This window comes from Streptomyces sp. NPDC002698 (assembly GCF_042888945.1).
GTDB lineage: Bacteria > Actinomycetota > Actinomycetes > Streptomycetales > Streptomycetaceae > Streptomyces.
The window spans coordinates 150,015-167,221 of record NZ_JBIAQM010000010.1; the positions used below are offsets into that span (position 1 = coordinate 150,015).

At 72.1% G+C, this 17,207-nt stretch carries 18 protein-coding genes; 5 read left to right on the top strand and 13 right to left on the bottom strand.

Translation table 11 applies throughout. The features are described from left to right. Positions 1 to 101: 101 nt before the first annotated feature. Positions 102 to 458, top strand: a complete 357-nt coding sequence (locus ACFYW9_RS16975) for a 5-carboxymethyl-2-hydroxymuconate Delta-isomerase (RefSeq protein ID WP_351865067.1) — start codon at positions 102 to 104, stop codon at positions 456 to 458. Positions 459 to 468: 10 nt separating this feature from the next. Here the strand turns inward: ACFYW9_RS16975 and ACFYW9_RS16980 are convergent, their stop codons facing one another. From ACFYW9_RS16980 to ACFYW9_RS17000, 5 genes are all read right to left on the bottom strand, one after another. Continuing rightward, entirely contained in the window at positions 469 to 1,170 is a 702-nt protein-coding gene (locus ACFYW9_RS16980; protein ID WP_351865070.1) for a TetR/AcrR family transcriptional regulator, read from the bottom strand. A 57-nt stretch (positions 1,171 to 1,227) separates the two neighbouring features. Then, on the bottom strand, positions 1,228 to 2,277 hold the full coding sequence (locus tag ACFYW9_RS16985; protein ID WP_389150420.1) for a PDR/VanB family oxidoreductase: 1,050 nt from the start codon (positions 2,275 to 2,277) through the stop codon (positions 1,228 to 1,230). Then, entirely contained in the window at positions 2,277 to 3,188 is a 912-nt protein-coding gene (locus ACFYW9_RS16990; protein WP_351865073.1) for a metal-dependent hydrolase, read from the bottom strand. Before ACFYW9_RS16990 ends, ACFYW9_RS16985 begins: the two co-directional genes overlap by 1 nt. 111 nt (positions 3,189 to 3,299) lie before the next feature. Then, positions 3,300 to 5,228, bottom strand: coding sequence for a hypothetical protein (locus ACFYW9_RS16995; protein WP_389150424.1), 1,929 nt, complete (start codon positions 5,226 to 5,228; stop codon positions 3,300 to 3,302). A gap of 50 nt (positions 5,229 to 5,278) precedes the next feature. Next, entirely contained in the window at positions 5,279 to 5,788 is a 510-nt protein-coding gene (locus ACFYW9_RS17000) for a tetratricopeptide repeat protein (RefSeq protein ID WP_351865078.1), read from the bottom strand. A gap of 156 nt (positions 5,789 to 5,944) precedes the next feature. On the opposite strand from ACFYW9_RS17000, the gene ACFYW9_RS17005 reads away from it, so the two are divergent. Further along, positions 5,945 to 6,409, top strand: coding sequence for a hypothetical protein (locus ACFYW9_RS17005; RefSeq protein WP_389150428.1), 465 nt, complete (start codon positions 5,945 to 5,947; stop codon positions 6,407 to 6,409). Between the two features lie 70 nt (positions 6,410 to 6,479). Here the strand turns inward: ACFYW9_RS17005 and ACFYW9_RS17010 are convergent, their stop codons facing one another. From ACFYW9_RS17010 to ACFYW9_RS17040, 7 genes are all read right to left on the bottom strand, one after another. After that, the gene (locus ACFYW9_RS17010) at positions 6,480 to 8,024 is read right to left on the bottom strand and encodes a DUF1996 domain-containing protein (protein ID WP_389150430.1); all 1,545 of its coding nucleotides are present in this window, start codon (positions 8,022 to 8,024) and stop codon (positions 6,480 to 6,482) included. A 476-nt stretch (positions 8,025 to 8,500) separates the two neighbouring features. Next, positions 8,501 to 9,487 (bottom strand): NAD-dependent epimerase/dehydratase family protein, encoded by a 987-nt coding sequence (locus ACFYW9_RS17015; protein WP_389150635.1) that lies wholly within the window; start codon positions 9,485 to 9,487, stop codon positions 8,501 to 8,503. Positions 9,488 to 9,617: 130 nt separating this feature from the next. Further along, positions 9,618 to 10,223 carry a winged helix-turn-helix domain-containing protein gene (locus tag ACFYW9_RS17020; protein ID WP_351865085.1) on the bottom strand — a complete coding sequence of 202 codons (606 nt, stop codon included), beginning with the start codon at positions 10,221 to 10,223 and terminating at the stop codon, positions 9,618 to 9,620. Positions 10,224 to 10,341: 118 nt separating this feature from the next. Further along, complete coding sequence (locus ACFYW9_RS17025) at positions 10,342 to 10,464, bottom strand: hypothetical protein (RefSeq protein WP_351865087.1); 123 nt, start codon at positions 10,462 to 10,464, stop codon at positions 10,342 to 10,344. A 173-nt stretch (positions 10,465 to 10,637) separates the two neighbouring features. After that, entirely contained in the window at positions 10,638 to 11,666 is a 1,029-nt protein-coding gene (gene glnII, locus ACFYW9_RS17030; RefSeq protein ID WP_389150434.1) for a glutamine synthetase, read from the bottom strand. Between the two features lie 437 nt (positions 11,667 to 12,103). Beyond that, entirely contained in the window at positions 12,104 to 12,790 is a 687-nt protein-coding gene (locus ACFYW9_RS17035; protein ID WP_351865092.1) for a hypothetical protein, read from the bottom strand. A gap of 138 nt (positions 12,791 to 12,928) precedes the next feature. Next, positions 12,929 to 13,288 (bottom strand): arsenate reductase family protein, encoded by a 360-nt coding sequence (locus ACFYW9_RS17040; protein ID WP_351865095.1) that lies wholly within the window; start codon positions 13,286 to 13,288, stop codon positions 12,929 to 12,931. 164 nt (positions 13,289 to 13,452) lie between these two features. On the opposite strand from ACFYW9_RS17040, the gene ACFYW9_RS17045 reads away from it, so the two are divergent. Next, positions 13,453 to 13,761, top strand: coding sequence for a hypothetical protein (locus ACFYW9_RS17045; protein ID WP_351865098.1), 309 nt, complete (start codon positions 13,453 to 13,455; stop codon positions 13,759 to 13,761). Positions 13,762 to 13,914: 153 nt separating this feature from the next. Here the strand turns inward: ACFYW9_RS17045 and ACFYW9_RS17050 are convergent, their stop codons facing one another. Next, entirely contained in the window at positions 13,915 to 15,111 is a 1,197-nt protein-coding gene (locus ACFYW9_RS17050) for a winged helix DNA-binding domain-containing protein (RefSeq protein WP_389150439.1), read from the bottom strand. Between the two features lie 192 nt (positions 15,112 to 15,303). Between ACFYW9_RS17050 and ACFYW9_RS17055 the strand changes: the two genes are divergently transcribed. Both ACFYW9_RS17055 and ACFYW9_RS17060 read left to right on the top strand, forming a co-directional pair. Next, entirely contained in the window at positions 15,304 to 15,831 is a 528-nt protein-coding gene (locus tag ACFYW9_RS17055; protein WP_389150442.1) for a hypothetical protein, read from the top strand. Positions 15,832 to 15,836: 5 nt separating this feature from the next. Then, positions 15,837 to 17,195 carry a DUF2252 domain-containing protein gene (locus ACFYW9_RS17060; RefSeq protein WP_351865107.1) on the top strand — a complete coding sequence of 453 codons (1,359 nt, stop codon included), beginning with the start codon at positions 15,837 to 15,839 and terminating at the stop codon, positions 17,193 to 17,195. The last annotated feature ends 12 nt before the right edge of the window (positions 17,196 to 17,207 follow it).

Genomic DNA, 17,207 nt, shown 5'->3' on the forward strand with positions numbered 1-17,207 from the left:
GGACACCCTGAGCACGACGGGTGTCCGGGGCCGCCCTCAGCAGTTCGCGCGGCCGGTGCTGCGGCTAGGGTGACCACGACTGTCCCTGAACAGGAGTGCTCATGCCGCAGATCACCGTCGACTACTCCGCACCGCTCGAAGACGCCTTCGACCGGCGCGGGTTCGCCCTGGCGCTGCACGCGGAGGTGGTCGAGACGGCCGCCGCGAAGATCGGCGCGTGCAAGACGCAGTTCCGCCGGACCGAGGACACCGTCGTCGGCGCGGACACCGGCGGACACGCCGTCGTCCATGTCACCCTCGGTCTGCTCGCCGGGCGGACCGAGGAGGTCAAGGCGAAACTGACCGAGGCCGTGCTGGAGTTGCTGAAGACCCATGTGAAGCCCGCCGAGGGGCTGGAACTGCACGCCTCGGCCGAGGTGCGCGACCTCGACCCGTCCTACCGCAAGTTCGAGGCGTGACGCCCGCGCCTCAGGCCTGTGGCGGCGCGGCGAGCGCGAGGAGCCGGACGACGAGGTCGGTGAACGGCCCGTCGCCCGGTTCGTTCCCGAGGCTCCTGCGCAGCAGCGCGGCGACCTCCGGGTCGTAGGCGGCGCTCACCGACGCCAGGGCCGCGAAGTCGTGCACGAGCTGCACCTCCAGCTCGCCGCGCGGAATCCGCCGGCCGTCCAGCCAGATCAGCGCGGTCGACTCGACGAGCGAGATCCAGGAACGGATCACCAGCTCCAGCCGGGCGGGCGGGTCCTCCACCTCCAGATGCGACAGGATCTGGAGATAGGCCGCCTGCCGTACGGCGTCCACGAGCGCGTTGGTGGTCGACGAGCCGACGGCCGGGCCGCCCCGCATCAACGCGGCGAAACCGGGCCCGTGGTCGTCCACGAAGTCGAAGAAGCGGCGCATCACCCGCAGCAGCCGCGTTCCCAGCGGGCCTTCGCGGGACTCCACGAACCGGCCCGCGAGGTCGTCCGCCGCGCGCTGCAACGCCGCTTCGTACAGGCTGAGTTTGCCCGGGAAGTAGTGGTACACCAGCGGTCGGGAGATGCCCGCGGCCGAGGCTATCTCGTCGATGGAGACCTCGTCGGGCGAGCGTCGGCTGAACAGGTCGAGGGCGACGCCGATGAGCTGCTGCCGTCGCTCCTCGACACCCATCCTGCGGCGTACCCCGGTTGTCATGCGGACACTTTACCGACCGGATCCGGCCCGGACCGGGCCGGTACGGGCGGCGGATGTTCACATGTCCAGCACGATTCGCTCACCTCGTGTCCGCGAGACGCAGATCAGCATCGAGTCGTCACGTTCCGCGTCCGTCAGCAGCTCGTCCCGGTGCTCGATCTCCCCCTCCAGGACCCGCTGCCGGCAGGTTCCGCAGAATCCCTGCTCGCAGGAGTAGAGCGTGCCGGGCAGCTCGGTGCGGACCGCGGCGAGGACCGTCGAGCCGGCGGGCACGGTCACCGTGCGTCCGCTGCGCCGCAGCTCGACCTCGAAGGCGGTGTCGCCCCCGGTGGGCGCGCGGGCGGTGAACCGTTCCAGGTGCAGTGCCGCGTTCGCCGGGATCCGTGCCTCGACCGCCGCCGTGAGCCCGTCCGGTCCGCAGCAGTAGACCGCCGTGCCGGGGACGAGATCCGCGAACAGCGCGTCCAGGTCGGGCAGTCCGTCCTCGTCCTGTGCGGCGACGGTGACCTTCGAGCGGTCCAGCTTCCCGATCTCCTCCAGGAACGGCATCGAGGCGCGTGTCCGGCCGCCGTACAGCAACCGCCAGTCGGTGCCCTCCGGGAGGGCCCGCAGCATCGGCAGGACCGGGGTGATCCCGATCCCGCCCACGACGAAGACGTACGCCGGCGCGTCCACGAGCGGGAAGCGGTTGCGCGGTCCGCGCACCTCGACCCGCGTGCCCTGACGGAGATGTTCGTGCACCTCGCGCGATCCGCCCCGGCCGTCCTCGACGAGCCGGGTCGCGAGGGTGTAGGAGGAGCGGTCCTCCGGGTCCCCGCACAGGGAGTACTGCCGGACGAGCCCCGAGGGCAGCACCAGATCGAGATGGGCTCCCGGCTCCCAGGGCGGCAGCCCGGTCCCCTCCAGGCGCAGCAGGACGACACCGTCGGCGACGCGCTCGTGCCGGGCGACCAGCAGTCGCAGGGCCCGGGTGCGGGGCCGGCCGGAGCGGGGATCCTCCAGGGCGGGCAGCGGCCACAGCGGCGACGCCCCGATCCGGCGGCGCAGCGCACGCCGTGCGAGCACGGCCGCGCCGGCGACGGCGACGACGGTCCCCAGCCTGGGCATCACGCGGCACCCGTGTTCTTCTCGGCGGCCGTGGCGGCCGGGGAGGAGGCGAGATAGGCGATCGCCTGCTCGGTGGAGCCCTCCTGCGAGGGGTGGTAGGTGCGGCTGAGATAGCGGGGGACGGACCTCAGCAGGTCCCCGGTCGGCGGCAGCACGCCCCGTTTCCCGCTGGTGTAGAAGTCCTTGAAGCTCGCCCTGCCGTTCACGAGCGTCGGATCGTTCTCCATGAAGAACCGGGCGCCGCGCTGCCACAGGAAGACGAGGGCGGTGAACGCGGTCGCCCAGGTCCGCGCCCGTCGGCGGTAGCTGCCGTCGACGTGCTGGAACAGGTCGAACGCCACCGAGCGGTGCTCGACCTCCTCCGCGCCGTGCCAGCGCATCAGGTCCAGCATGACCGGATCGGCGCCGCGCCGGTCCAGCTCCCCGGCGTTCAGGATCCAGTCGCCGAGGAAGGCGGTGTAGTGCTCGATCGCGGCGATCAGGGCGACGCGTTCCAGCAGCCACCAGCGGCGCGCCCTGCCCGGGGGCAGCGTCCGGTCGCCGAGCAGTTTCTCGAAGAGCCAGTCGACCTGCGCGGTGTACGGCGTCGGGTCGAGCCCCAGCTCCGCCAGGTGGGGCAGCACCTCGTCGTGCGCCTGCGAGTGCGTCGCCTCCTGCCCGATGAACCCGATGACGTCCTGGCGCAGCCGCTCGTCCCGGATGAGGGGCAGGACCTGCCGGTACACGTGCACGAACCACCGCTCGCCGGCCGGCAGCAGCAGGTGCAGCACGTTCATGGTGTGCGTGGCGAACGGCTCGTCCGGCACCCAGTGCAGCGGTGTGTCCTCCCAGGAGAACGACACCTTCCGTGCCTTGAGAGCCGTCCGCTCGGACTCGACCGGCCGGGGCTGCCGGGCCTGCGTGTTGGACATGGCGTCAATGTACTGACGGGTAGGCGCCCGGAGAAGCCCTGTGCGCCCACTTGTTTACGTCCGTGTCAGCAATCCGCGCCGGGTGTCCGGTCCATTGTGGCGTACGGGCGTTCAGCGCAGCCCGGTGATGGCCCGGCCGTCCGTCAGGGTTCCCTTCAGCTCGGCCCGCGCTCCTCGCGCCGCCCGAACGGTGAGCAGGGGCCCCGTGGCGGAGCCGCGCACCCCGCCCGTCGCGGCGATCGAGGCCGTCCCCTTGCCGCCGGCCGCGAGGAGGTACCACGTCCCCGCACCGGACTTCCACAGCACGCCGGCGAGCACATGCGGATCGCGGGAGCCGCAGGCCGGGGAGTTCTCGGCCTGCGCCACGACCGCCCCGTACGTCCCGCCGGGGGTGCGGAACTGGGCCAGCACCCGGGGGCCGCCGCCCCGCCAGGTGTCGGCGCGGGTGCACAGCCAGGTGGCCGGTCCGCTCCCGTCGGGCAGCGGCTGGCTCGCGTACCGCCAGGCGTTCACGGTCCGCACGCCCTGCGAGCGCATGGAGGCCAGCGAGCACGCGAAGGGCGCCCATTCCCGCAGGCTCTGGGCTCCCGCGGCCTCCCGGGGCGCGGTCGGCCGGCCCGCGGTGAGGTGGGCCGGGATCAGCTCGCCGAGGTCGGAGAGCAGTCGGGTGCCCGAGGCGTCCTCGACCTGGAGCACGTTCCACGACGTGCACCCGCCGGTCTCCGGCGCTCCGGCCAGCGGAGAGGTGGAGCCGTCCGCGGACAGGGTGAGGTCCATCGCCCCGGCGGAGGGCTTCAGCAGGTCACGCTCGGCGGCCCTGGTCACCCAGGGGGCGGTCAGATAGCGGACGTTGCCGTCGGTCCGGCCCAGTACCACCGCGCTCGCCTCCGCCCCGCTCGCGCCGTCGGCCCGCGCGAAGTCGAGGGCCGCGGTGCCCGTGCCGTCCTTCGGCTCGGCGTAGCGCGCGATGCGCAGACCGTCGTAGAGGAGCACCACGCGGGCCTGGTCGACATCGCCCGCGTACAGCAGCTGGGGAGGTCCGGGCGGCGGGCCGGAGGGGGTGGCGGGCGCCGCCGAGACCCGGACGGACCCGCCGGGCCGGGCCCAGACGGCGAGCGCGCGGCGCAGCAGGGCGCTGTCGTCGACGAGGCCGCCGCGCGCGGGCCAGACGGAGAAGTCGGTGCGGGCGGAGGACTCCCAGGCCGCGGGCGCCACCCGCGCCAGCCGGGCCGGGTCGAGCGCGGCCTCGGCGGCCGGGTTTCGCGCGTAGGAGGGGGCCGCGGCGCCGTCCGGGCCCCAGCCGTCGCCCGGCAGCGCGAGGAGCGCGCCGCACACGGCCACGGCGGCGGTGGCGGCGAGCGTGGCCTTCATGCGCTGCCTGCGCCGCATCAGATCGGTGGGCCGGGCCTGAAGGGAGGAGGGGTCGAACTCGGGGGAGTCGAGCAGCGCGTCCCGTGCCTCGACGCCCGAGGCCTCCCTCAGCGCCGCGGCCGGGTCCTCGACTCCCGCGGCCGCCAGCACCTGGCGCAGCCGCGGGTCGGCCAGCTTCTCCAGACCGCGCAGCACGTACGCGGCGCGAGCCGGCCCCGAGAGTGCGGACAGCCTTTGTTCCAGGGCGAGTTCGTCGGCGCCACCCGAACGGGGGAAGAGCCGCAGGCCCCACACCAGGGGGAGGAACGGCGGAAGCTGGGACCGCTTGGGCCACGCCCGCCGCCTGAGCGGCAGTCCCGCCTCCAGTGCCGTACGCACCACCTGGAGGCGTACGAAGGCGTAGCCCGGGTCACCGTCGCGGCCTCCGCCGCCCTGCTGGGCCGGGATCACCGACGCGTCGCCCGCCGCCCGGCCCCGCGGCAGGGCGCGCTGGGTGAGGGCGTGCGCGGTCAGCACGCGCCGGTTGCGGCCGAGGCCCGGCGGAAGCATCAGATAAGCGAGCCGGACCAGCCGCGGGTAGTGCTCGACGAGGGCGGCCTCGGCCTGCTCGACGTCGACGACGGCTCCGGAGGAGGGCGCGGGGCGCGGGGCTACATCCTGTGACTGCACGTTCAGCAGAACGAGCGAATCGGTGGATGGTCACCGGACCCGCCGGGGACTCAGTCCGCGGATTCCCCGGGTTCCACGAGGAGGCGCGCGTAGTTCGCCATCGACCTCTGGTAGCGCGGCAGATGGGGGGCCAGCGCGCCGATCACCAGGGCCAGGCCCTCGCGTTCGCGGCCGAGGTCGGCGAGACAGAGCGCCAGACAGGCCCGCACCGCGTCGTCCAACTCGTCAGAGGGCCCGACCAGTTCCGGGGTGAGGAGCTTGACACCCTCGTCCGCCTGTCCGGTGTTCCGCAGCGAGCTGGCGAGCTGGATCTTCGCCCGGCGGCCCTTGTACCCGCTCAGGCCCCGGGCGAGTGCCTCCCGGTACAGGGGGACGGCCTTGTCGGAGTGGCCGGTCGAGTCCCAGGCGCAGGCCTGCTCGAAGGGGCCGAGGGGACTGTCGGCGGGCAGTTCGGCGACCAGCGCGTCGATCACGGCCCGGAAGTCCGCCGCCCGCTCCTCCTCGTAGTCGTCGAAGCCGGCCCAGGCCGCCGTCGTACGCTCTTCCCAGTCTTCGTTCACGGGTGCCACCCTCGCACAGCCGTGTCCTGGGCGGTACCGGGTTCCCCGTCCGCCGAAGGGGCGGATTGAGCACCGGGCGGCCCGGAGCCGTATCGAAGGCAGAGCCCCTGCCGGGGCTCTTCTCGGCGTGAACGCCGACAGGTACCGGAGGAACGTATGAGGTTGACACGCGGGAAGCTTCTGGCCGGGGCCGCCGTGGCCGCCCTGCTGGCACTGACGGGCTGCGGCGGATCGGACGGCAAGGACGCGGCGGCGAAGGAGACCGTCCCGCCCACGGCGACCGGCAGTCTGGAGGAGCTGGCCGCCGAGGTGAAGTGCAAGCCGAGCATCCAGACCGACGCGGACGAGATCCGCCAGGCTGTCTGCAAGATCAGCACCGGCAAGTTCATCCTGGCGACCTTCGCCACCGACCGCGGCCAGCGCGAGTGGCTCGACGGGGCCAAGGACTACGGCGGTTCGTACCTCGTGGGCGCCAAGTGGATCGCCGTCGGGGACCAGAAGATGGTCACGACGCTGCGTGGCCGGCTCGGCGGGAACCTGGAGCAGGGGACCTCGCACCACGCGGGAGGCAGCGGTGACGGGGGAACCGGGACCGGGCACTCCGGTCACCACAGCGGCTGACCGCGCGGGACCCGGGAACGAGAGGAAGGCCGGTGGCGGGATCTCCCGCCACCGGCCTTCCTCTCAGGTGTTACTTACAACGCTGGCCGTTGTTGATGCAGGTGACCATCTTGTTCATCAGCGCGTCGTCGAAGACGTTGATGAAGTCGTCGTGGTCGGTGCTGGCCTTGTGCAGCTGCTCCGGGAAACCGTCCACCGCGTAGGCGTTCTTGATCTGCCCGTTGGTGAGGGTCGGGGCCCGGAAGCCGTAGACCAGGCGCATCGTGAGCTGCGGGATCGCCTTGAAGCCGTTGGCGCAGTTGCCCTGGGCGTCGGCGAAGGCCACGTGCGTACGGTGGTTCGCGCTGTCGGCGTTCACCCCGTCCCAGCAGCTCTGGAAGGCGAAGGTGCGGACCACGGTGCTGCCGCGGGGGCAGATCGGGTACTGCTGCGTGAGCTGCACCTTGTTCTCGAAGCCGGTGCAGCTCCAGTGGGCGTTGGCGTTCGCGAGACCGTTGGTCGTGGTCTTCGCGTCACCGGTGATGATGCGCAGGAACTTCGGCATCGCGACGACCTTGCTGGTCGGGCTGCCGACGAACTTGATCTGCGCCTGCCTCACCTGCTGGATCTTGCCGACGTTGAGTTCCTTGCCACCGCCGTCGTTGTTCTGGTCGAAGTCCTGCGTACCGTTCTGGATACGCACGACCGGCCAGTAGTACGACGACTTGTCGCCCTGGTTGGCGCAGGAGGTCTGGGCCGCCGCGAAGGTGTCGTTGTTGGCGAAGGCGTCGTTCGACTGGTTGCCGACGTAGTCGTGCAGGTGGTGCGCACCGTTGGTGACACCGGGAGCCACGATCACGTTGTCCGTGTTGAACTTCTTGTTCGCGTTGACACCGCAGGACGTGCTGAACACACCGGACGAACCGGCCGCCCCGGTCTGCGGCTTGCGGGCGACGTTCGGCTGGACCTTCGTGATGTCGACGAAGTCGGCCGCGACCGGACCGTTTCCGGCCTGTCCGCCGTTGCCCGCCTGCGCACCACCGGCAGGGGCGCTCGCGCTTGCGCTCGCGGAGGCACCGGCACCGGCACCCGCACCGGCACTCGCGCCGGCGGACGGAGCGGCCGTGGCGCCGCCGTTGTTCTGCCCGCCGTTGTTCTGCCCGCTCGCGGGCTGTCCCGTGCAGGTGGAGAGACCGTCGAGCCAGCCCGGAGCCTTGCCGCCGACGCGGTTGATCTCCAGCTTGATCCGGTCGATGATCACCGACCGGTTCTGCTTGAGCGGCGTGAGGATGGAGTTCTGGACGAAGCTCGCGTCTCTCGTCTGCGCGTCACGCGTGGTCGCGAGCCGCTGGTAGGCGGCGGTGATCTGCTGGTCGAGCGTCGCCAGTTCCCCGTCGACCTCGCCCCGCGCCTGCTTCGGGACGTTGGACAGCTTCTGGCCGACGTCCGGACACTGGATGGTGGCCACCTGCGCGCCCGCGGCCTTGGTGGTGTTTCGGGCCGAGTCGTTGCTCTCGTGTGCCGAGGCGTAGAAATTCGCCCAGACCAGCCCACCCCCGCCGATCGCGAGCGCTGCCGACGCGGCAACGGCGCGAACGGCCAGCGGCGAACGTCGTTTTCGAATGTTGCGTCCCATGGAACTCCTCTGACTTCCTTGCGGGGCAGCGAGGCGCCCGACAGGAGTGAAGCGGCTCCTTTCCATACGCGGGAGGTGCGCGAGGTGTTCAGGGGTCTCGAAAGAATCTTAGAAAGTCGTGAGGTCAATTCGGTCACAATGGTCCCAGAAGCCCGCGAATTCACGAGAGTTGATCTCGATATTCAGGTTTGAGGGCGATTTCTTGACTCGTGTTCAGTAGCCGTCGGGTTCGAGGAGCGCACCCCGCCGGTCGTCGGGGGACTCCGGCCGACGACCTCAACTGCCTCACCGGACGGCCGAGTTCATGGCCGGCTCCGCCCGCCGGGCGATCCGAGGGCGCCTGCCGGCGGACAGGAGCGGTTCGCCGTGCCGAATCCCTCCGGGGAACACGGCGGACCCGTCCGCACGACGGCCCGGACATTTTGGGCCCGTCCGCACGACGGGCCCAGAATGTCCGGGCCGGGTATTTCCGGGTTTCACATTCCGAGGACCTTCGCCTCCACCGCGGGATCCAGTCCCACCTCCGGCCGGTCGGCGCGACGGGGTTCGGGGCCCCCGAGTGACCGGAGCCAGCTCCATGTGTCCTCGGCGGTCTCCTCGACGGGCCGGCACCGCAGGCCCGTCCGCAGCGCCCGTGAGACGTCGCCCGAGTACACCGAGGCGTGCAGCTCGCTCCCGGGCGGCACCCACACCGGCAGCTGCGTCCACGGCTCGATCCCGGCCGCGAGCACGGTCCCGGGGTCCGTCCAGCGGAGCTCGGCCCGTGCCCCGGTGGCCCGGACACACGCGTCGAGCAGCGCCCCCATCGTGGCGTGCCCCGTGGGGCCGACCAGGTTGTACGCCCCGCCGAGTTCCGCCTCCACCGCACCGAGCGTCCACTCCGCCAGGTCCCGGACGTCGATGTACTGGAGGGGCAGGTCCCGTGGCCCCGGAGCGAGCACCGGACCCCCCGCCGCGATCCGGTTCAGCCACCACGGCAGCCGCCCGATGTTCTCGTAGGGCCCGAGGATCAGCCCGCACCGCACGAGCAGCGAACGTTCGCCGCCGAAGGCCTCGACGGCGGCCAGTTCCCCGCCCCGCTTGTCCCGGGCGTAGTCGCTCGCGTCCGCGCCGGCCGACGCGCCCTCCACGAGCGGCGCGTCCTCGGTGTACCCGACGGCACGGGGCCAGGCGTACACCGAGCAGCTCGACACGTACACATGGCGGGACACCCGTCCCGCCAGCAGGCGGGCCGCGTCCCGGACGATCCGCGGCGCCGCCGACCAGGTGTCGACGACGGCGTCCCAGGTGTCCGTGGTGCCGGCGAGCGCCGCGAGCCCGTCCGGCGAGGTGCGGTCGCCCAGCAGCGACCGCGCCCCGGCCGGCGGTGCGTGGCGGCCGCGGTGGAAGACGGTGACGTCCCACCCCCGGTCGAGCGCGGCCTCCACGACCGCGCGCCCCACGAACTCCGTACCGCCCAGCATCAGAAGTCTCCGTGTCATACGGACGACTCTGCCCGCACGGCCCGCCCGGAGGCACGCGAATCTGCCGACAGAAGATTCGCGGAACGGCCCGGTACCCGGCCGGAACCGGGCCGTTCACCGGCCGGACGGGTCAACGGCCCATCGGCGGCGTGTACTTGTACCCCACCCGGCGCACCGTCTGGATCGCCTGCCGGTGCTGGGTGCCGAGCTTGCGGCGCAGCCGCGCGACATGGACGTCGACGGTCCGTCCGTCGCCGACGTGTCCGTAGCCCCACACCGTGGAGACCAACTGGTCGCGGGTGTGCACCCGGTGCGGATGGCGGACGAGATGCGCGAGCAGCTCGAACTCCAGGTACGTGAGGTCCAGCGCCCGCCCGTCGACCTCGGCGGTGCGCTGCACGGCGTCGACGCGCACCAGCGGGTCGGCGGAGCCGTCGCCGGTGGCCTCGGTGAGGTCACCGGTGGCGGCCGGGAGCTCGGCCGGGCCGGTCACGGCGACCGGCAACAGGGGCTGCTGGTCGGCCGGTACGAGGACCAGGTAGCCGATCATCGGCGGCTGTCCCGGCAGGACGGGCAGCGCGTTCTGGGGGGCGGGCAGCCAGGTGGTGCCCGGCGGAAGGAAGGTGGCCACGTCCGGGACCTCGTCCCGGTCGACGGCACGCAGGCGGTGCCGTCCCGGGGCGGTCGAGGGAACGGGGGACGTCGCGACGGAGGAGAAGGATCGAGTGGTCGCCATGAGAGGTCAGCTCTTTCGCGCGAGAAGTTCGTCGGGAGGTTCGACGACCGCGAGTTCGTGGTCGGAGCCGTCGAGGACGTACGTCGTGCGCGCGGGCCGAAGGCCGGGGTGTACGGCTTTAGAGGGCCGGCGCGTTCGTCGCGCGACAACACACCCGGTCGAAGTCGTGGTGCTGACGGGAGGGCCAGAAGGGCTCGAGGTCATGGCGACCCGTCGCGATGCGCTTCTGGAAGATGGACATGACTCCATTGAAGCAGACACAGCCCCGTAACAGGACCCTCCTCTCACTGCTCGGACGCCTACTTGGCGCGAACCGGACACCGCGCCGATCAGCCCGTCGGGCGGGGGCCCGACGGCAACGCGAAGGGGCGCCCACCGTGACGGTGGGCGCCCCTTCGGGACAACTGGGCGGGATCAGACCTGGCCGGCCTTCTCCAGGGCGGTGCAGCAGGTGTCGACGATGAGACGCGTCACGACGTACGGGTCGACGTTCGCGTTCGGACGGCGGTCCTCGATGTAGCCCTTGCCGTCCTTCTCGACCTGCCACGGGATGCGGACCGAGGCGCCGCGGTCGGAGACGCCGTAGCTGTACTCGTTCCACGGGGCGGTCTCGTGCAGGCCCGTCAGACGGTCGTCGATGCCGGCGCCGTAGTTCTTGACGTGGTCCATCGGCTTGGAGCCCTCGCCGAGCGACTCGCACGCGGTGATGATCGCGTCGTAGCCCTCGCGCATGGCCTTGGTGGAGAAGTTGGTGTGCGCGCCCGCGCCGTTCCAGTCGCCCTTCACCGGCTTCGGGTCCAGCGTCGCGGAGACACCGAAGTCCTCGGCGGTGCGGTAGAGCAGCCAGCGGGCGACCCACAGCTGGTCCGAGACCTCCAGCGGCGCGAGCGGGCCGACCTGGAACTCCCACTGACCGGGCATGACCTCGGCGTTGATGCCGGAGATGCCGAGGCCCGCCTTGAGGCAGTTGTCCAGGTGCGCCTCGACGACGTCACGGCCGAAGATCTCGTCGGCGCCGACACCGCAGTAGTAGCCGCCCTGCGCGGCCGGGAAGCCGCCCTCGGGGAAGCCGAGCGGGCGCGCGCCCTTGAAGAAGGTGTACTCCTGCTCGATGCCGAAGATCGACTCCTGCGCGGCGAACTTCTCCGCGACCTCGGCCAGCGAGGCACGGGTGTTGGACTCGTGCGGCGTCATGTCGATGTTCAGCACCTCGCACATGACGAGGATGTCGTCGCCGCCGCGGATCGGGTCCGGGAAGCTGGCCACGGGCTTGAGTACGCGGTCCGAGGCGTGACCCTCGGCCTGGTTCGTCGAGGAGCCGTCGAAGCCCCAGATCGGCAGCTCCGCACCCTTGGCGTCGTCGGCCAGGATCTTCGTCTTGGAACGGAGCTTGGCCGTCGGCTCGGTGCCGTCGATCCAGATGTACTCAGCCTTGAAGCTCACGGGCCACATCCTTCGGGGTGGGTCTTGATCGCACTTGCGGGTGCTGCGGCGCTGCGGCACTGGGGCGCCGCCGGGGATGTCCGGAAGCCTGTCAACCAGCGGTTTCCCGATCATTGCCCGAATGTGAACCCCGTGTTACCTGGGCCGTATGTGCCCGGTCTCACACGGCCCGTTCCGGCGCGGCCGCCCGCGTGCGATCGTTCGCGGCCGCGATCGTCCGGCCCGCCGCCCGCCCCGGACCCGGTGGTCCGCCGGGGGCTGCTCGTATGCGATCCGGGTGAGGACGGCATGGGCGGTGTGCCCCCTTGCCGGCCGGTTCGGGCACCCGGGCGCGAGCCGCCCGTCCTTGCGGGAAGCCGCCCCGCTCATGCGGAAGCCCTGCCGCCTCCGACCCGTGACAGGTCGGTGACGGCAGGGCTTTTGATCCGTTCCGCCCGTCAGCCCACCTTCTCGATGAGGGCTCGGCGGATCAGGAACTTGCCCGGCTCGCGGACCTGCTCGAAGGCCGCGTTGTTCAGCAGGGCGCAACTGCCGGACACCGAGGTGACCTCGACGGTCGTGGACTTGTTGTTGTCCAGGTTGGTGACCTTCAGCTTCGTTCCGGCCGGGAACTGGTTGCTGGACGCGGCCGGCGCGCCGCCCTCGCCGGAGAGCGTGACGGTCGAACCGTTGCAGACCTGCTGACCGGTGGCGGCGCCGCCACCCGCGTTGTTCGCGGGGGCGCTCGGCGCCGGGGCCTTGGTGGCGGCCTGGGCCGGTGCGGACTGCGCGGGCTGCGCGGGCTGCTGGGCGTTCTGCTGGCCGGTCTGGGAGCCCTGAGCCGATTCCCCGACAGCGCAGCCCGACGCCTGCTGCTGAACCTTGATCTGCGCGATGACCGCTTCGCGGTTCGCGATTCTGGCCGCCGACTGGGAGTCGGGGTGGGCCTTCTGGTCCGCGATGAAGCTCTGGTTGTTGCCCAGCGCGGTGGCCAGGCCCTGACACGCCACCGAGGTCTGAGCGGTCTGCACGGACGCCGCGTTCGAGGTGGCGGCCAGGGCGAAGGCCCCACCGCCGGCCACGGTCGCTGCGCTGACCAGCAGAGCGATCTTCTTCTTGGTGCTGAGAGTTCTCCTACGCGACATGCGCGCCTCCAGAGAGTGGGGGAGCGTTACGCCGCTATGTACGAGATGCCGAACGTAGTTACTCAACGGTTACGGCATTCACTTAAGTAACCTGGATCACAAGGCAGTTGAGGAGGCCCGGGGCGAGGACCCGGCCGGCTACCGGGACATGGCCTCCCGTACCGCCTCCTCCGTGCGGCCCACCAGCGCGGTCCCGTCGTCCGCCGTGATGATCGGCCGCTGGATGAGCTTCGGGTGCTCGGACAGCGCCTTGATCCACCGGTCCCGTGAACCGGCGTCCCGCGCCCACTCCTCGAGCCCCAGTTCCTTCGCGTCGGCCTCCCCGGTCCGCGTGATGTCCCACGGTTCGAGGCCGAGACGGTCGAGGACGTCGCGGATCTCGTCCTCGCCGGGCACGTCCTCCAGATAGCGGCGGACGGTGTACTCGGCGCCCTCGGCGTCGAGCAGGCTGATCGCGCTGCGGCACTTCGAACAGGCCGGATTGATCCAGATCTCCATGCCCCACACGTTACGGCAGGCGCCTTCGGACACGGCTGTCACGGCACCCCCGGAGCCCCCGTGGCCAGCGGCTTTTGTCAGTGCCCGGCGGTAGAATAGAAGCAGTGTTCGAGGGTGTCGCCGGGGGGTCCGGACGGTGCCCTGACCGCGACAGGAGGATGCCCGTGCCCGCTGCCGCACTGAAGCCGTTGCCCACCCAGTCCACATCGAAGACGCCGGTCCTGCTGGATCTGCCGTACAAGCCCGTGGAGAAGCGTCCGCTGCCGCCGGGGCGCCCCCGCGACTGGTACATCACGCACAACCGCCGGCTCAAGGCGATGCGACTCGCCATAGCCCTGCTCGACTCCGGTGTGTACGTGCCGAACCAGGCCCGTGACGAGAAGATCCGCACCACGGCACAGCTCATCGGCGTGCACCCGCCGTCGGACACCACGTGCCACATGGTGCGTGCCCTGATGAGGTACGCGCGCTGACAGTCCGAGCGCGCCGTTCACCGGCGCCGGGTGTCCCCGCCCCGTAGCGGGGCCACCCGGCACCGGCCCGGACCGGTCCCGGCGCCGGCACCGACCGAGGTGCCGGCGCCGTCCCGTGCCCCGATGCCGGCACGCCGTCCGGGCCGGGCCGCCTCACCGCGCCGACAGCTCCCGCTCCAGAGGTGTCCGGAAGCGTGGGGTGATCCGGGTGTCGCCCACCCAGGCGCCGAGGCGCTCGGCCTCCGCCGAGATCGCGTCCAGGGCCTCGCGGCCGACGCCCCCGGTGTCCAGGAGCCGCCAGACGATGTCGCCGTCGGGCCGCTGCGCCCACCCCCCGACCACGCGTCCGTCCCACCACACCGTCGGCCCCACGTTGCCGCTGCGGTCGAAGAGGGCGGGTCGCAGGGACGGCTCGAGGAACCAGTCCCGGTCCGGCCGGCTCATGGGCGCCGGATCGAGGGCGGGCAGCAGGGCGGCCCAGGGCGCACCCGGTCCCTCGACCGGGCCCTCGTCGCCCGCCGCCACGTACGCCGTGACCCCGTCGTCGAGCGAGACGGTCACCGCCCCGCACCCGGCCAGTGCCCGCCGTACGTCGGTGACCTTCCAGCCCGTCCACCACTTCAGGTCCGCCTCGGTGGCGGGCCCGCAGGCCGTGAGCCAGCGGTTCAGCAGCGCGGAGCGGGCCTCGGCGGGCGGGAGCGGGGGATGCGGCGGCGCGACCGCCCAGCGGAACTGGCTCGACGTCCAGGACCCGAGCGGACGCCCCCGCACCACCCGGCCCTCGACCCCCAGCAGGCGCATCAGGCGGGACGACACGGTCTGCACGCTCTCGTAGCTCTTCCCCGCCGCGTAGACGAACTGCTCCTTCAACCGCGGCTCGTCCCCGGTGAGTTCGTTCACCGTGGCCTGTCCGCGCCGGGCCAGCGCGGCGAGCGCGGACGCCTCGACCTCGTCGAGCCACGGCCCGGTCAGCCGCCCGTCGCTTCCGGAGGCCAAGTCCTTGAGCAGTCCGGCACGGGTCTTCGCGGCGATGTCCAGCGCCGTCGAGGCGTGCACGACGGCCGCCAGGCCGGTGGGGAACACGAACACGGTGTTGCGCATGCCGTGCATCCGCACGAGTGAACGGTCCTCGTACAGGGCCCGCTCCACCCGCTCCACCGTCGTCCGGGCGTCCCCGAGCCGCGCGCCCACCGCCAGGTACACCGTCGCCGGATCGGTGCCGTGCAGCGCGACCAGGGAGTCCGCCACCTCCTCGGGGGTCTTCGCCCGCGCGGTGCCCACGAGCCGCTGCCGCAGCCCGAGCCGTGCCCGTCGCTCCGCCACCCCGATATGCCGCGGCTTCCCCGTCACGTCGTCCCCGTCCCCTCTCGCTCCGTGCTTCCTGCTCCGCGTTCCTCATCCTCTCGGACGTCCGCCCGTCACGGGACGGTGTTCACCCGTTGGGCGCAGCCGGGCATGCGGCGGCCCCGCCCGCGGCCTTGACTGGGGCCACCGCGAGGAAGCGGGATCCGGAGGCGCACCAGGACCACGTGGGGAGAGACGATGCAGCAGAGGGACGGCATACGAGGACCGGTCCGGCTCATCCTGGCCGTGTCCGTGGTGGCGGCCCTGGCCGCGCAACTGACCGCCTGTTCCGACGACAGCAGCCCCTCCGACACCGTCTCCAAGGCCGCGTCCGCCGCTTCCAAGGCCGCGTCCGCCGTCTCGGAGGCCGCGTCCGCCGCCACCGAGGCCGGTGACGCCCTCGCCTCCGCGACCGCCGAGGCCGGCCGGAAGTTCGACGAGTTCAAGGGCGGCGTGGACGCCAAGGGCGAGGTGAAGCTCGGCGCCGCGAGCCCCGACTCCGACGGGCGCGCCACGGTCGAGGTCACCGTCACCAATCCCACCTCCTCGGCGAAGTCCTACGTCGTCCAGGTCGACTTCACCGACACCAGCGGCAACCTCCTCGACACGACCGTCGTGACGGTGAACGACGTCGCGGGAGGCGCCTCCGAGAACGGCACCGCCCGCAGCAACCGCTCCCTCACCGGTGACGTCAAGACCGACGTCGCCCGCGCCGTGAGGCACTGACGGCCGTGCGCCGCAACAGCGTCACGGCCACCACGGCGGACCGGGCGGCCCGGGGCCGGGCCGCCCGCAAACAGGTGCCCCGTTCCGCGCACGGCGTCTGGATCCCCGCCGCCGACCGCCCCGACCCCGTCGGCCTCCTCCAGGCGCAGGGCAGGGACCGGCTTCCGGAACTGCTGCCGATCCGCTACGCCCGGATGGCGGCCTCACCGCTCGCGTTCCTGCGCGGGGGCGCCGCCGTCATGGCGGCCGACCTGGCCGCCCAGCCCCACACCGGGCTCACCGTCCAGCTGTGCGGCGACGCCCACCTGCTGAACTTCGGCCTGTACGCCGCCCCGGAAGGCTCCCTGCTCTTCGACCTCAACGACTTCGACGAGACCTTCCCCGGCCCCTTCGAGTGGGACGTCAAACGGCTCGCGGCCAGCGTCGCGGTCGCGGCCCGGGAGAACGGGCACAAGGAGGAGCACGTCTTCGGCGCGGCACGAGCCGCCGCCGGGCAGTACCGCGAGGCCGTGCGACGGCTGGCCCGGCAGGGTGAACTGACCGTCTGGTACCAGCACATCGACGCCGACCTGCTGCTGCCGCTGGTCCGCTCGGGACGCCGGCGCCGGCGCGCGGAGGCCACCCTCACCCGGGCCCGCCGCCGCACCAGCCTCCAGGCCCTCGGCAAACTCACCGAGACCGTCGACGGACGCTGCCGTATCGTCCACGACCCGCCCCTGCTGGAACCGGCCGGAGCCATGGACATGGCCTCGCTCCGCAAGATCTTCAGCGACTACCGCTCCACACTCCCCGAGGAACGCCGTCTGCTCCTGGACCGCTACCGGTTCGTCGACGCGGCCCGCAAGACCGTCGGCGTGGGCAGTGTCGGCACCCGCTGCTTCATCGTGCTGCTCGCCGGGCGGGACGCCGACGACCCGCTGTTCCTCCAGATCAAGCAGGCGGGACGGTCCGTGCTCGAAGAGCATCTGCCGAGCGGCCCGTACGTCCATCCCGGGCGCCGGGTCGTCGCGGGCCAGCGGCTGATGCAGGCCGCGGGCGACGTCTTCCTCGGCTGGACGACCGGCCCCGAGGGCCGCTCGTTCTACTGGCGCCAGCTCCACGACATGAAGGCCGGCGCGGATGTCGGCGGCATGAGTCCGGGTGAACTGCGCGCCTACGCCCGGCTGTGCGGCACCGCCCTGGCCCGCGCGCACGCCCGCTCCGGCGACCGTGTGGCGATCGCCGCCTATCTCGGCGGCGCCGACACCTTCGAGCGGGCCGTCGCGAACTTCGCGCTGCGCTACACCGACCGCAACGCCACCGACCACGCGGCCCTGGGCGCGGCGGTCATCGCGGGCGTGGTCCCGGCGGCTCCGGGGGTGTGAGGCAGCCGGCCG

Excerpts from the sequence above, each read along its gene's own strand:
- ACFYW9_RS16975 (WP_351865067.1), top strand. The coding sequence starts at position 102 with ATGCCGCAGATCACCGTCGACTACTCCGCACCGCTCGAAGACGCCTTC.
- ACFYW9_RS16980 (WP_351865070.1), bottom strand. The coding sequence starts at position 1,170 with ATGACAACCGGGGTACGCCGCAGGATGGGTGTCGAGGAGCGACGGCAG.
- ACFYW9_RS16985 (WP_389150420.1), bottom strand. The coding sequence starts at position 2,277 with ATGCCCAGGCTGGGGACCGTCGTCGCCGTCGCCGGCGCGGCCGTGCTC.
- ACFYW9_RS16990 (WP_351865073.1), bottom strand. The coding sequence starts at position 3,188 with ATGTCCAACACGCAGGCCCGGCAGCCCCGGCCGGTCGAGTCCGAGCGG.
- ACFYW9_RS17005 (WP_389150428.1), top strand. The coding sequence starts at position 5,945 with ATGAGGTTGACACGCGGGAAGCTTCTGGCCGGGGCCGCCGTGGCCGCC.
- ACFYW9_RS17010 (WP_389150430.1), bottom strand. The coding sequence starts at position 8,024 with ATGGGACGCAACATTCGAAAACGACGTTCGCCGCTGGCCGTTCGCGCC.
- ACFYW9_RS17015 (WP_389150635.1), bottom strand. The coding sequence starts at position 9,487 with ATGCTGGGCGGTACGGAGTTCGTGGGGCGCGCGGTCGTGGAGGCCGCG.
- ACFYW9_RS17020 (WP_351865085.1), bottom strand. The coding sequence starts at position 10,223 with ATGGCGACCACTCGATCCTTCTCCTCCGTCGCGACGTCCCCCGTTCCC.
- ACFYW9_RS17025 (WP_351865087.1), bottom strand. The coding sequence starts at position 10,464 with ATGTCCATCTTCCAGAAGCGCATCGCGACGGGTCGCCATGACCTCGAG.
- ACFYW9_RS17035 (WP_351865092.1), bottom strand. The coding sequence starts at position 12,790 with ATGTCGCGTAGGAGAACTCTCAGCACCAAGAAGAAGATCGCTCTGCTG.
- ACFYW9_RS17040 (WP_351865095.1), bottom strand. The coding sequence starts at position 13,288 with ATGGAGATCTGGATCAATCCGGCCTGTTCGAAGTGCCGCAGCGCGATC.
- ACFYW9_RS17055 (WP_389150442.1), top strand. The coding sequence starts at position 15,304 with ATGCAGCAGAGGGACGGCATACGAGGACCGGTCCGGCTCATCCTGGCC.